10 protein-coding genes are annotated in these 13,592 nt (G+C 46.1%); 5 read left to right on the plus strand and 5 right to left on the minus strand.

Annotated features, from left to right (window positions below; translation table 11 throughout):
- Positions 1-48: 48 nt before the first annotated feature.
- Complete coding sequence (locus tag M0C34_RS04075; RefSeq protein ID WP_248714382.1) at positions 49-3,120, minus strand: efflux RND transporter permease subunit; 3,072 nt, start codon at positions 3,118-3,120, stop codon at positions 49-51.
- A 2-nt stretch (positions 3,121-3,122) separates the two neighbouring features.
- The gene (locus M0C34_RS04080) at positions 3,123-4,229 is read right to left on the minus strand and encodes an efflux RND transporter periplasmic adaptor subunit (protein WP_248714383.1); all 1,107 of its coding nucleotides are present in this window, start codon (positions 4,227-4,229) and stop codon (positions 3,123-3,125) included.
- A gap of 151 nt (positions 4,230-4,380) precedes the next feature.
- Here M0C34_RS04080 and M0C34_RS04085 point away from each other — a divergent pair, with 151 nt between their 5' ends.
- A complete protein-coding gene (locus M0C34_RS04085; protein WP_248714384.1) occupies positions 4,381-5,286 on the plus strand; it encodes a LysR family transcriptional regulator in 906 nt (301 codons plus the stop codon).
- Positions 5,287-5,413: 127 nt separating this feature from the next.
- Here the strand turns inward: M0C34_RS04085 and M0C34_RS04090 are convergent, their stop codons facing one another.
- The 3 genes from M0C34_RS04090 to M0C34_RS04100 all read right to left on the minus strand — a co-directional run bounded on the left by M0C34_RS04090 (position 5,414) and on the right by M0C34_RS04100 (position 8,034).
- A complete protein-coding gene (locus M0C34_RS04090) occupies positions 5,414-5,812 on the minus strand; it encodes a hypothetical protein (protein WP_248714385.1) in 399 nt (132 codons plus the stop codon).
- 19 nt (positions 5,813-5,831) lie between these two features.
- Complete coding sequence (locus tag M0C34_RS04095) at positions 5,832-7,025, minus strand: serine hydrolase domain-containing protein (protein WP_248714386.1); 1,194 nt, start codon at positions 7,023-7,025, stop codon at positions 5,832-5,834.
- Between the two features lie 421 nt (positions 7,026-7,446).
- The gene (locus M0C34_RS04100; protein WP_248714387.1) at positions 7,447-8,034 is read right to left on the minus strand and encodes an acyloxyacyl hydrolase; all 588 of its coding nucleotides are present in this window, start codon (positions 8,032-8,034) and stop codon (positions 7,447-7,449) included.
- Between the two features lie 98 nt (positions 8,035-8,132).
- Here M0C34_RS04100 and M0C34_RS04105 point away from each other — a divergent pair, with 98 nt between their 5' ends.
- From M0C34_RS04105 to gcvP, 4 genes are all read left to right on the plus strand, one after another.
- Entirely contained in the window at positions 8,133-8,570 is a 438-nt protein-coding gene (locus tag M0C34_RS04105) for an XRE family transcriptional regulator (protein ID WP_248714388.1), read from the plus strand.
- Positions 8,571-8,976: 406 nt separating this feature from the next.
- A complete protein-coding gene (gene gcvT, locus M0C34_RS04110) occupies positions 8,977-10,068 on the plus strand; it encodes a glycine cleavage system aminomethyltransferase GcvT (protein WP_248714389.1) in 1,092 nt (363 codons plus the stop codon).
- A 68-nt stretch (positions 10,069-10,136) separates the two neighbouring features.
- Positions 10,137-10,529, plus strand: a complete 393-nt coding sequence (gene gcvH / locus M0C34_RS04115) for a glycine cleavage system protein GcvH (RefSeq protein WP_248714390.1) — start codon at positions 10,137-10,139, stop codon at positions 10,527-10,529.
- Positions 10,530-10,641: 112 nt separating this feature from the next.
- Entirely contained in the window at positions 10,642-13,527 is a 2,886-nt protein-coding gene (gcvP, locus tag M0C34_RS04120) for an aminomethyl-transferring glycine dehydrogenase (RefSeq protein WP_248714391.1), read from the plus strand.
- The last annotated feature ends 65 nt before the right edge of the window (positions 13,528-13,592 follow it).

Genomic DNA, 13,592 nt, shown 5'->3' on the forward strand with positions numbered 1-13,592 from the left:
CAAACAAACGTGTTTGCTAAGCTGATTAAGGTCTAGGTCGCTATGGGTTTAGGTCACTATGGGTTTAGGCACTTTAATTCTAAAGACTAAGGTGTAGATAACCGGCAGTACTACCAGCGTTAATACCGTGGCAAAACCTAAACCAAACACAATGGTAACGGCCATTGATTGGAAGAAAGGATCAGACATTAGCGGCAACATACCTAACATGGTAGTAAGTGCGGCCATACCTACCGGGCGAACTCGGCTTACTGACGAGTGGTAAACTGCATCGTAAGCTGCTCGGCCTTCTTTTAGCTCAATGTTTATCTGGTCTACCAGTACAATGCTGTTTTTAATAATCATCCCGCTTAAACTCAACATGCCTAAAATGGCCATAAAGCTGAGTGGGGCATCTAGCGCTAACAAGCCAAAGCTCACACCAATAATGGATAGCGGTACCGTTAGCCAAATCACCAACGGCTGCCTAATCGAGTTAAATAGCAGCACCGTTAGCAGGAACATGGCTAAATATCCCATCGGCACAGAACCGCCAATGCCTTTTTGCGCCTCGGTTGAGGTTTCGTACTCGCCACCCCATTCCAGCGAATAGCCTTCTGGTAAGTTGATGGCTTCAACTTTATGGCGCACTTTTCTTAATAGTGAATCCGCCGTTTCTGCACTGTTATTGGCAGGGTCAGCCAGCACCGTTACTAAGCGTTTTCTATCGCGGCGCATAATAATGGGATCTTCCCACTCGGTATCAAAATTAGATACGAATTGGGTAATCGGAACAAAGCTTGAGTACTTTGAACTCCATATCTGCAAGCCATTTAAGTTAGCTTGGCGTTCGCTAGCGGGAGCGCGCGCCACAATAGGCAGCAAGTGTGAGCCATCACGATACACGCCAATTTCTTCACCGTTAAAGTGTCGTAGTAATGCCGCATCAAGATCTTGCTTGCTGATGCCTATTTCACGGGCTCGGGCTAAGTCTATTTGCGGTCGCACTAGCATCACTTGGTTGCGCCAATCGTGGCGAATGTTATCGGCTGTGGGCTCGTCTCTAAGAATGGCTATCGCGCTATCGGCGAGCTGACGTAATACTTGCGGGTCGTCACCATAAAAGCGCGCTTCTATTTTGGCTGCTGGCGAGGGCCCATTAATAATCAATTTAACGCGGTATTCAGCCTCAGAGAAATCTTGGCGTAAGGTTGCTTCTACCCAAGGCAAGAACACATTCAGGCTGGCTAAATCGTCCATTTCTATCAAAAGCTGCGCATAAGCCGGATAGGCTTTTTCAGGCTGATAAGGCAGCGCGAAACGCTGTGAACCTTGGCCTACTACCGAGGTGATATTGGCAATGCCATGCGCCGAATCGGCTTTCTTAGCAAGCAGTGTTTTCTCAATGTCACCGACAAATTTTTCTGTGGCTAAAATATCGGTCCCCTCGGGTAACCAGATATCCACCATAAAAATAGGCGTGGTTGAGGCTGCAAAAAATACATTTTTCACCTTGCTCATGCCAAACATGGCAGAGCCTAGCATGGCAATAACAATCAAAACGGTGATGATCCGATAACGCATCGCCGTATTTAAAATGCTGCGATAAATGCTAAATATTACGCCTTTGTAAGGTTCTTGCTCGGCACTGTCTTGATCGCCGTCTTTAAACAACAAGTAGCAGAAAAACGGCGTAATGGTGATCGCGGTAATCCAGCTAATAGAAAGCGATATAAGCAATACTTGGAATAGCGATAAACAGAATTCACCAGTAGCATCCGACGACAGCCCAATAGGGGCAAACGCCATGATGGCAATGACGGTGGCACCGAGTAGTGGCCATTGGGTTTGGCTTACCACCTTGGCGGCTGCTTGTTTACGGCTTAAACCTTGTTTAAGCCCAATAATGATCCCTTCGGTAACCACAATTGCATTATCAACTAACATACCAAGGGCAATAATTAACGCCCCTAAAGAGATGTTTTGCAGTTGAATGTTGAGCGCGTTCATTACGATAAAGGTGCCCAAAATAGTAATAACTAATACGGCCCCCATGAGCAGGTCAGATCTAGCGCCCATAAATACCAGTAACACTACAATTACAATGGCGATAGATTGCGCCAAATTGGTTAAGAAGCCGCTGACTGATTGCTCTACCATTTTGCCTTGGTCGTAAATCACATTAATCTGCATACCTATTGGCATTTCAGTTTTCAGCTCAGCAAGCTTGGCGGTTATTAGTTTCGATATATCAACAACATTTACACCCGAGGCGTATGACATCCCCATCGATAAAGCGTTATTGCCGTTATCGTGGTAAATCTGGCTTGGGGTCTCGGTGGTGGTACGGTATATGTCTGCTATATCGCCCAAGTAAACTAAGTTATCGCTACTGGGAGGGCTGACTAAAATGTCTTTCATTTCAGATTCATCGACAAATTCACCAGTAGGGTGAATCCGAATTCTATTGCCGTTTACTAGCGCTTTACCGGCATTAGATACCACATTTTGCGTTTGCAGTAAGTCGTATATGTAAGCGGGATCGAGACCCAAAGCACTCAGCTTTTGTTGGCTAATTTCTATCAGTATTTGTTCTTGAGGGGCGCCGACAACCGACACCTTTTTAACCCCTGGTGTAAGCACTAATTCGCGTCGAACTAAATCACTGTAGTTTTTCAGTTCACGGTAGCTATAACCTTCGCCGGTAATATTCACTAAGTAGCCATATACGTCTGAGAAGTCATCAATGACTAATGGCGTTTGCACTCCCGGTGGCAGCAGGCCTTGTGTGTCGCTAATTTTTCGTCTGAGCTCATCCCATACTTGTGGCAAGGTTGCTTTATTATATTGCTCGCTCATCTCAACTTCGATTTGCGACAAGCCCGCACTGTTAATTGAAGACACATGTTTTATTTGCGACATCTTTTGCAGCGCATCTTCTAATTGCAGCGTTACCTCTTCTTCTACTTGTTCTGCACTTGCTCCTGGGTAGTTGGTAATAACGAGCGCGGTTTTAATCGTAAATTCTGGTTGTTCTAATTGGCCCAAACCAGTAAATGATATGGCGCCCCCCACTAACATCAGTATCACGACCATCCAGCTAATGACTTTGTGGTTGATACTATACAGCGCAGCATTCATGGTTAAACTCCTCGCGCCCAATGTAGCGGCTTGATCAGTTCGTTACCGGTGAGAGAATTAACGCCGCTAGCTACAACCCTATCGCCTTTATCTAAGCCTGATAATACTTCCACTCCGTTAGCATGAATCCTACCCAAAGAAATGGGAGTAAGTTGCAGAGATTGTGAGCTTGCTTGATATACCCAAACACTGGCTATTGGCGTACCGTTGGTGGCCTCGATGTTGCTATCTCGAACAATGGCGGTAAGCGGCAGTATGGCAATAGGTGTTTGCTTTGAATGGGCTGACGGCAGCTTAATAACCACCGATGTACTCATACCCGGTAGCAAGTGTAATTGCTCAGGCGGCGTTAAATGAAACGTCATCTCGTAGGTTTGGGTTCCCTCGGCGGCAAGATTGCTATGTTCTTTATAAGTGAGTTTTAAGGCTTGGTTATTCAATTGAGCAAAAGCGTCCACATCCTCGAGAGAAGCGTCATTTTGCAAACTCAAAAGCATAGATTCTGGCAGTTGAATTTTTAGCTCGAAAACCTTGGTATTTTGTAAGGTCACAATCGCTTGATGGGGCTGAACCATTTGGTAATTGTCGGTATGCACCTTTGCTACAACACCAGAAAAGGGCGCGTAAATAGTGGTGTAGCTCAATTGATCTTTGCTACTGCGTAAGGTGGCCTCTGCCGACTTTAAGGTGGCGCTAGCGCTGTCAAAATCGGCTGGGGAAATGAGCTTACGCTTTAATAACGTTTGGATACGAGCAAAGTCTGCTTGAGCCAGTTCAAAATTCGCTTCGGCATTTAACAGTGCGTTTGCAGCATCGCGTTTATCTAGCTGAGTAAGAATTTGTCCACGCGCGACTTTTTGCCCTTCAATCAAATCGAGTTTCACCAGCTCTCCGCTAATGCGAAAGGCGAGTTCGGCCTGCTGACTAGCAAAAATTTTAGCCGGAAACGTCCGCTCTAGAGACGGTACAGATTGATCAATATCGATCAACTTAACCGGTCTAGGTTTCACTATTGGAGTGGCAGCGGCGTTGGCCGACAAGTCACATCCAGAGATGAATGTTGATACAAGCACTACGAGTGCAATCTGATATTGAGTGGGAATAAGCATACTTACCTTGCTCTTAGTATTATAAGAAGCGCTTAGTATAGGTAGCTTTAAAGTTTGCAAAAACATAACAGTTCGAAACTTTATGTTCTGAATTATGGGATTGAAATGTTAAGCTTTAGCTGAGCAATAACCCTAAAGGACCAGCATTGCCATGAAAACGGAAGACATTAAGTTATTTCACTTTATTGTGGACTCTGGCAATTTAACTAAGGCTTCAGAACGGCTTGATCTGCCTAAATCTAACCTTAGTCGTCGGCTTAAAAATCTCGAAGATGAGTTAACCGTGGATCTGTTTCATCGGCATCAGCGAACCATGACCTTGTCTGAGAATGGTCGGCAATTTTACCAACGTACCAAACCTTTAATCTTCGAATTAGAAACAACCATTGAAGAGATGACTACCGAGTCGCCAGAACTGAGTGGCTACCTGCGTATTCAGCTTTTACCGCTGCCTGGCAACCATAAGTTTGAGGATATAATTTTTAGGTTTATGGCGCTGCACCCCAAGGTACATATTGAAATTATTACCAGTGCAGATGAGCGCGACCTCATTGAACACAACATTGATGTTGCCTTTAGAATTGGCAAGCGTTTAGACGATTCTAATCTGATTGCTCGGCCACTAAAAACGGTTCCCTTTGGTTACTATGCTAGCCCTGAATATTTAGCCAAGCAGGGTGGTTTGCCTCAAACCGAGCAAGAGCTTACTCAGCACCGCTTTATTATAAGCCGCTTACCGAACGGGAAGTTGGCTAAGCAACTGCCTTTATCTAAGGGTCATAGCTTTGAAGCAAAAGGCAGGCTGGTGGTTAATCATGAAGCGTTGTTGCTGCATGCATGTTTGGAGCACCAAGGTGTTTCATACGTACCTGCTCACATAACCCAACAAGCCGTTCAACAAGGGCAATTGGTTCACTTGTTACCAGAGATGGACGCACTAACCACAACGGGTTGGTTGGTGTACCCCACTAAAGCGAGTCTTTCTATGGCTGCCAAGGCGTTAATTGAATTCTTATTTGAGGGGATTGAAGGGCTAACTCTTGAGGATGCTAATTAAAGCGGCTTTGGTTTATGCCATCGCCGACAGCAAACCAGTATTGGCTGTACTCTTGAACAAAAAAACTACCGATACGGTAGTTTTTTTGTAGCAAAATATGCTCGCTTAGGTGCGCCTTGAGACGCCGCTATAATTGTGCGTGTTTTATCGATCGCTTCATAATGGCCGAAAACTGGTCACCACTGCTATTTGCCGATACCAATAACCAGCCGTGTTGGTGTAAATGGTTTACGGCATCAATCGGCGAGTTGAAAGAAATAACGCTGCCATTCTCATCGCGTAATAGATCGTTGTTACGCAGCCCTATTTTAAGCTCTTGACCAAAATCTACCGCTACTTTCCATTTGGTTAAGCTGAGTAACTTACCGCTGGCCATCACCATTGCGTACTCTTCGCTGGGCTGAGTGGCAGCTTCACTTGCTTCTACCGTTACGCTTAGCAGTAACATTAAAACAATAGAAGCTAGCATGCCTTGTACTATCGCAGTGCGTTTACGGATGTTTCTATTCAGTGTTTGGGGATTCATTATAAAATGTCTCTCTCTATTAAGGTTTGCGTAGTAAATCAATAATGTCGTAGGCCGCTTGATAGAGCTTATTGAAGTGCTCATAAGGTGCCGGTAACTCACTGGCGATACGGCTGTTAATGGCGATAATGGTGCCTGAATCTGGGTCAGCCCAAATAAGCTGGCCGCCCCAACCACTATGGCCCACTCCGTAGTCGTTCATAATTGCCGATTTGTAATAGCGAGATTCAATATTGGTGAGTTCGGCAGGAACAACTTCGCCCTCTTTTTGTGCGTGTTTAATGTCTTGTTTTACTGCGTTTGTATCTTCAATTAATAAACGACCGTAGCGGGCAAAGTCTAAGCTGGCACTCATCATAGAGGCACCAATCATCGGTACACCTTCAAAATCGGTACCCATAAACACGGTTTTTTCTCCGCCGATATCGTGCATTAGCTCGCGTACCAATTGAGCGGCAGGTGTTTCAGTCGCGGCTTCAAGAATCAGCATTAATACATTGGTATTAATGGTGGCGTAATTGGCTATTTCACCTTGCCATTGGTTACTCGCGCCCATGGCATCAATGTCAGAGGCAAATTCACGCAGGGTTTGGCGCTTATCGTTACGCTGTAAACCAATCACACGTTCGTCGTTATCAAACATCTCTAAGGCTTGTGGGTCGCCTGTGTAGGCGGCCAACTCAGAGATACTATGATTTACCGCCATGTTGGCTACGTCGCCCACGGTGCGGCCTCTAAAGCCAGCGCCAATATCGGGAAGGTAGCTTTCTACTTTGTCATCTAACTGTATTTGACCGGCTTTAAGCGCTCGGCTTAGCAGAACATAACCCATCGATTTAGTTGATGACTGGTCAGAATAAATGGTAGAGCGGTCGCTATCTCGATAGTGCTCTAACATGACGTCGCCCTGTTTGTTCATGACTACAATGCTCGCCACGGCTGGATGGTTAATTAAGCGGGCTACAGAGTCAATTTCATGTAAATCGTAATTGCGCATTTGATGGTTAAGAGGAAAACTGTTTTGCGCATTCACTGCCATAATGTTTGGGGTAATAGATGGCAAATTAACTAAGCCCTGGGCGCGTTGTTGCTGCCAGGTATCAATGTTTAAAGGGGTTTGGTTAGAAGGCGCGGCACTTACGTTGCTAGTGCCAATTATCACTGTAGTGATTGCTGCTATGAGTTGTGTTTTAAGTTTCTTTTTGTTGTTCATGGTCGTTCCACCTATTGGTTTAGGCGACTCCTGCCTAATGCTAACAACTTGATCCTCAAGCTGTATCTGTTCGCTGTTGCGTTTCAATAAAGCCACTATAAAGGATAGTTATTTCGTAATATGAATTGGGTTAGAGGTAAATTCCATTTTATGAACAGTGAAGGGGTCAGCGAAGAGAGCAGTAAAAAGAACAGCAAAAGGGAAAAGCTTGCTTAACACTGATGTTTAACAAAACGAGGGATGCTGTAGTTAAAATGACCAAGAAACAGTTAGGGGTAAGGTAGCGGGTAAAGAATCACACACCTTTAATCTTGCTCGAAGTTTGAACTTAATAAGGCGTGTTAACTAGATAATTTATACAGAGGTGGTAGCGACTAAACTATTTGCTTGTTAAGTGGCAAATCTGCTGGTGGATCGCTAACTAAAACCTGCGGCCTACACTTACGCTAAAGGGAACATCAAAGCCGGGGTTGGGTGGCAGTAAATCAGCATTAGAAAGGTGGCGCCAAGAGAAGCTTAGCTCCCAATCTCTGTTCTCGCCAAAGTAGGCCCCAAAGGTAATAAAATCGTTGAACAAAAATGTAGAGCCCTGTTCTTGATAACCTAACTTGTTGGATGACATTATTGAAGGGCCCGCGGTAAAACCTAAGTAAGGGTCAAAGCCTTCTCTACTGTCTAAATAGTAGCGAACGGTTGGCAATACTGAATAAACATCAACCTTGCTGTTTACGTCTACATCAGTAGTTAAACGGCTATATCCAGCACCTAGCAGAATCTCCCAGCGCTTAGTCTCTCCAAATCGTTGCTGTAAAAACGTGTAGTTAATATCGAAAACAGCATTGTTTTGTCTGTCTACATTAGCCCCTACTTGCGGCCCATAACCCAAGCCAATATTTAGCTGTCCGGCGACAACCGGCAGGCTAAGGGCGACAAAACTAAGACTCGCCACTAACGGTCTCATTTTTTGGAAGCCGGTTTTTGTTTTCAATAGCGAGTTGTTGTTACTCATTAAGCTTGTCTCTCTGCTGTGTGCTGTTAATTACAGAGCAAACAGTAAACAAAGCTGTTTCCGAAATATGAACAAACAACTAAGCTGTATTACATATTATGCAAACGGTAGTGATAGCAATGGCCGAGTTAAATACCCAAGGTTTTGAGTTTTTTGGTGAAGACGAGCAACGTTTTAGAATGATGCTAATAGAGCGAGTAGAGGCCTACATGGTGCACAATAACATCACTAAAAGCGCTTTGGCCGACAAAGCCGGCATAGGTAAAACCGCCTTTTACAGTAAAATGGATAAAGCCCAAGGGAGCCAGTTTACGGTGTCTGACTTATTTAGAATGGGCAAAGTGTTAGACGTAAGTATTTTGCAGTTTTTCCCAGTAGACGAGATAGACAGGCAGCAAGGCGGGCAGTTAGCGGTGCCAGCCAGTGTATTAAAGCTAATGGATGAAATGATGGGCATGCCCACAGAAGATATAGAGTTACTGCATGCATTAATGAGAACTTTACAGCAGCATAAACGAATAGATGGCGTAAAGTGAATAAGGCCTGTTTAATTAGTGAACACTTTTTGGGGTAAACTAACGCGGCTAAGCGAGTCGCTTTACAGGTGATTTATTTTTATTGAATTTTTTGCTGTGGATTAGATTAACTAATGCTTGTTACGGTTAGCTTAGGCTTAGATATAGTGGTTAAATTCAAGTTTACGAGAATAAATTAGTGATAAAGCCAGTTTATAGGCGGTTTTATTAGTGTTTAGCGCTGCTTTATCCGATTTTAGGCTAAAGCTTGTCACAAGGCTGTTAAGTGAATGTAAGCAGAATGGACGCGCTATAGATTAGCTCAATTTGTGATTAACGTTTTACAGTGGCGCGCTTGTAGCTATAATCGTTCAGCATTGGCAGGGGGAGTTTATCCTTCGTGTCCTCATAATAAAGGGAACAGCACATGACACAGCAAACGGTACTTCATCAAGCACACTTAGATGCAGGCGCAAAATTAGTTGATTTTCACGGCTGGGAAATGCCGATCAACTATGGTTCTCAAATCGAAGAACACCACGCGGTTCGTCAAGCGGCTGGCATGTTTGATGTATCCCACATGACCATTGTTGATGTGCAGGGCGAACAAGCCCAAGCCTTCCTGCGTAAGCTGCTGGCGAACGATGTAGCCAAGCTAACAGTTAAAGGCAAAGCGCTATATGGCGGTATGCTTAACCATGACGGTGGCGTAATCGATGATTTGATTACCTACTATTTTAGCGAAACCGAATATCGCTTAGTGGTTAACTCGGCCACCCGCGAAAAAGATCTAGCTTGGATCAATCAACAATCCAGTGCTTATCAGGTAGAAATTATAGAGCGCCCAGAGCTGGCGATGATCGCCGTGCAAGGCCCTAAAGCTAAAACCCTCACTGCTGCGGTATTAGATAACGATCAAAATCTTGCTATTGAAGGTATGAAGCCGTTTTTTGGGGTGCAAGCGGGTGATTTATTTATCGCCACTACCGGTTACACCGGTGAGCAAGGCTACGAGATTGTAGTGCCGCAAGATAAAGCGGTTGAATTATGGAAAGCCCTAGAAGCGCAAGGCGTACAACCTTGCGGCTTGGGCGCGCGCGATACCCTACGCTTAGAAGCCGGCATGAACCTTTATGGCCAAGATATGGACGAAACCATATCACCATTAGCGGCTAACATGGGCTGGACCATTGCATGGGCCCCAGAAGACCGTGACTTTATTGGCCGCCAAGCCCTAGCAGCACAAAAAGCCGAAGGCACCGACAAGCTGGTGGGCTTAATCATGGAAACCAAAGGCGTAATGCGTGCAGGCCAAGCGGTTACGGTAGTGAATGAGTTTGGCGAGGCCCTTCCTGGCATCGTTACTAGCGGCACTTTTTCTCCCACTTTAGGCCAAAGTATTGCCCTTGCTCGCATCGCTGATTGCGACGTAGATGAAGCCTTAGTGGAAATGCGCAAAAAACAGGTTAAAGTGAAAGTAGTAAAACCTGTTTTTGTGCGTAATGGCGCCAAAGTGTAAGCCATTTAGTTACTCGATTATGTAGATTTGAATTAACCCTTAAAATTAGAACTTAAAGGAATAGAATTATGGCTAATATCCCTGCCGAACTGCGTTATGCCAGTACTCATGAATGGGTACGCTCTGAAGGCGACGGCGTTTACACCGTTGGCATTAGTGAACATGCTCAAGAGCTATTGGGTGATATGGTGTTTATTGATCTGCCAGACGTTGGTGACGACATCGATGCCGGTGATGATTGCGCAGTAGCTGAATCAGTGAAAGCGGCTTCAGACATCTACGCTCCTTTAAGTGGCGAAGTGTTAGAAATTAACGAAGACTTAGAAGATTCGCCAGAGCTAGTAAACAGCGATGCTTACGGCGACGGCTGGATGTTCAAAGTTAAAGTGAGCGACGAAACAGAAGTAGAAAACCTGCTGTCTGCCGAAGACTACTCCGCTACCATCGAAGAAGACGAATAAGCTTTAACAAAAAATGCGCTCCGCTAGTCGGGGCGCTTTTTTTATCTATAAAAAGAAAATACTCAGCAAACTAACGCAACGCACTTTGTTTCAGTAATACAGGAATTGTTCAATGAACCCCTCTTTGCCTTTAAACGAACTAGAGCAAAACCAAGACTTTATTCGCCGCCACATTGGCCCCGATCAAGCCGAAGTTAGTACCATGCTCAAGCAGCTGGGCCTTAACTCGGTAGAGCAACTTATCGAGCAAACGGTGCCCGAGCAAATTCGCTTAAGCCAAGGTTTAAACATTGGTGATAGCCTTACTGAGCAACAAGCCTTAGCCGCGCTCCGCACGCTTGCTAAGCAAAACAAGGTGTACCGCAGTTACATAGGCATGGGGTATAACAACACCCATGTACCGCATGTCATTTTGCGTAACGTATTTGAAAACCCCGGTTGGTACACCGCTTACACGCCTTACCAGCCAGAGATAGCCCAAGGCCGCTTAGAAGCACTGCTTAATTTTCAGCAGTTAAGCCTAGACCTCACCGGGCTAGAGTTAGCCAGTGCATCACTGCTAGACGAAGCCACCGCCGCGGCAGAAGCCATGGCACTGGCCAAGCGCGTCTCTAAAAACAAAAAATGTAACCTGTTTTTTATTGCCGACGATGTACACCCACAAACCATCGACGTAGTAAAAGAGCGTGCCGACTTCTTTGGTTTCGACGTAGAAGTAGGCCCAGCCGAGAGCGTAGTAAAACACAATGTATTTGGCGCTTTACTGCAATACCCTGGCACCACTGGCCGAGTACGTGATTTAAGTGAGCTAATCGAACAGGTACATAGCAACAAAGGCATTGTGGCAGTAGCGGCCGACATTATGGCCTTGGTAATACTTAAATCACCGGGCGCAATGGGCGCCGACGTAGTGCTAGGTTGTGCGCAACGTTTTGGTGTACCTATGGGGTACGGCGGCCCACATGCGGCATTTTTTGCAACTCGCGACGCTTACAAACGCTCACTGCCGGGGCGTATTATTGGCGTCTCTAAAGATCGCCGCGGCAAGCCAGCTTTGCGTATGGCTTTGCAAACCCGCGAGCAACATATTCGCCGCGAAAAAGCCAACTCAAACATTTGTACCGCTCAAGTATTACTGGCCAACATGGCCTCGTTTTACGCGGTATTTCATGGCCCAGACGGCCTACGTATTATTGCCCAGCGTATTCACCGCTTAACGGCTATTTTAGCCCACGGCCTAGAAGCCAAAGGCCTAAGCCCAGAGCATGCCCAATACTTTGATACTCTAAGCATTAAGGTTAGCGACAAAGACGCGATTAACGCGCGTAGCGAAGCGCTAGGCATTAACCTACGTATGGACCTAGACGGCGCAGTGGCGCTTAGCCTGGATGAAACCACCACCGCAGCTGATGTAAACGACCTATTCACGGTATTACTAGGCGAAGACCACGGCTTAGACGCGGCACGCTTAGACGCCGTCGTGCAGGGCGAAACCTGTATTCCAGCCACGCTATTACGTGATACACCCATTTTAGAGCACGAAGTATTTAACCGTTACCGCAGCGAAACCGATGTACTGCGTTACATTCGCAAGCTAGAGAGCAAAGACTTAGCGTTAAACCACTCGATGATCTCGCTAGGCTCGTGCACCATGAAGCTAAACGCCACCGCCGAGATGATCCCAGTCACTTGGCCAGAGTTTTCTAGCATGCACCCGTTCTGCCCAAGTGACCAAGCGCAGGGCTACCACGCCATGATTAGCCAGCTAGAAGATTGGCTAGTAAACATTACCGGTTACGATTCAATTTGTATGCAGCCTAACTCGGGCGCGCAGGGCGAATATGCAGGCTTGTTAGCGATTCAAAAATACCACGCTAGCCGCGGCGACCATCACCGTAATATTTGTTTAATCCCTAGCTCGGCGCACGGTACTAACCCGGCCTCGGCGCAAATGGCTAACCTAAAAGTAGTGGTAGTGGCTTGTGATAAGCTGGGTAACGTAGACATGGATGACTTGCGCAGCAAAGCTGAAGAGCTTTCAGAGCAGTTATCTTGTGTAATGATCACCTACCCAAGTACCCACGGTGTATACGAAGAAACCATTAAAGAACTGTGTGACGTTATTCATGACAATGGCGGCCAAGTGTACATGGACGGCGCCAACATGAACGCTCAAGTAGGTATTACCTCACCGGGCTCTATTGGCTCAGACGTAAGCCACTTAAACCTACATAAAACCTTTGCTATTCCGCACGGCGGTGGTGGCCCAGGCATGGGGCCAATTGGGGTAAAAGCCCACTTAGCGCCGTTTGTGGCAGGCCACAGCGTAGTAAGCAATGGCAAAGCCAGCCATGCTAACGCGGCAGTATCGGCAGCGCCTTACGGCAGTGCCTCTATCTTGCCTATTAGTTGGATGTACGTAGCCATGTTAGGCAACGAAGGGCTACGCCAATCATCAGAGATTGCCATACTCAACGCCAACTACCTGGCTAGCCGTTTAAGCCAAGCCTTCCCTATTTTGTATAGTGGTAAAAATGGCCGCGTAGCGCACGAGTGTATTATTGATATGCGCCCACTGAAAGAAGCCACTGGCATTAGCGAAATGGACGTAGCCAAGCGCTTAAACGACTACGGCTTTCACGCGCCTACCATGAGCTTCCCGGTAGCGGGCACGCTAATGGTAGAGCCTACCGAGTCAGAATCGCTAGCTGAAATCGACCGCTTTATTGATGCGATGTTATCGATACGCGCCGAGATAGCCAAAGTAGAAACCGGCGAGTGGACCCTGCAAGACAACCCACTAGTGTTTGCCCCGCATACCCTAGACGATATTACCGACGCCCAGTGGACCCACAACTACAGCCGCGAGCTAGCGGTGTTCCCATGTGCTGCGGTTAAGCAAAATAAATTCTGGCCTACCGTAAACCGTATTGATGACGTGTTTGGAGATAGAAATTTATTCTGCGCATGCCTTCCGATGGAAGCTTATCAAGAGTAAAAATCAACACCTTTTCAGTGTGTTATGATAGAAAGCGAAGCAGCGATGCTTCGCTTTTTTGTTTT

The sequence above is a fragment of the Agarivorans sp. TSD2052 genome, from assembly GCF_023238625.1.
Classification (GTDB): domain Bacteria; phylum Pseudomonadota; class Gammaproteobacteria; order Enterobacterales; family Celerinatantimonadaceae; genus Agarivorans.

What these genes read in the sequence shown, in the direction of transcription:
- M0C34_RS04100 (WP_248714387.1), bottom strand. Translation starts at nt 8,034, where the DNA reads ATGAGTAACAACAACTCGCTATTGAAAACAAAAACCGGCTTCCAAAAA.
- M0C34_RS04095 (WP_248714386.1), bottom strand. Translation starts at nt 7,025, where the DNA reads ATGAACAACAAAAAGAAACTTAAAACACAACTCATAGCAGCAATCACT.
- gcvH (WP_248714390.1), top strand. Translation starts at nt 10,137, where the DNA reads ATGGCTAATATCCCTGCCGAACTGCGTTATGCCAGTACTCATGAATGG.
- M0C34_RS04075 (WP_248714382.1), bottom strand. Translation starts at nt 3,120, where the DNA reads ATGAATGCTGCGCTGTATAGTATCAACCACAAAGTCATTAGCTGGATG.
- M0C34_RS04085 (WP_248714384.1), top strand. Translation starts at nt 4,381, where the DNA reads ATGAAAACGGAAGACATTAAGTTATTTCACTTTATTGTGGACTCTGGC.
- gcvT (WP_248714389.1), top strand. Translation starts at nt 8,977, where the DNA reads ATGACACAGCAAACGGTACTTCATCAAGCACACTTAGATGCAGGCGCA.
- M0C34_RS04080 (WP_248714383.1), bottom strand. Translation starts at nt 4,229, where the DNA reads ATGCTTATTCCCACTCAATATCAGATTGCACTCGTAGTGCTTGTATCA.
- M0C34_RS04090 (WP_248714385.1), bottom strand. Translation starts at nt 5,812, where the DNA reads ATGAATCCCCAAACACTGAATAGAAACATCCGTAAACGCACTGCGATA.
- M0C34_RS04105 (WP_248714388.1), top strand. Translation starts at nt 8,133, where the DNA reads ATGCAAACGGTAGTGATAGCAATGGCCGAGTTAAATACCCAAGGTTTT.
- gcvP (WP_248714391.1), top strand. Translation starts at nt 10,642, where the DNA reads ATGAACCCCTCTTTGCCTTTAAACGAACTAGAGCAAAACCAAGACTTT.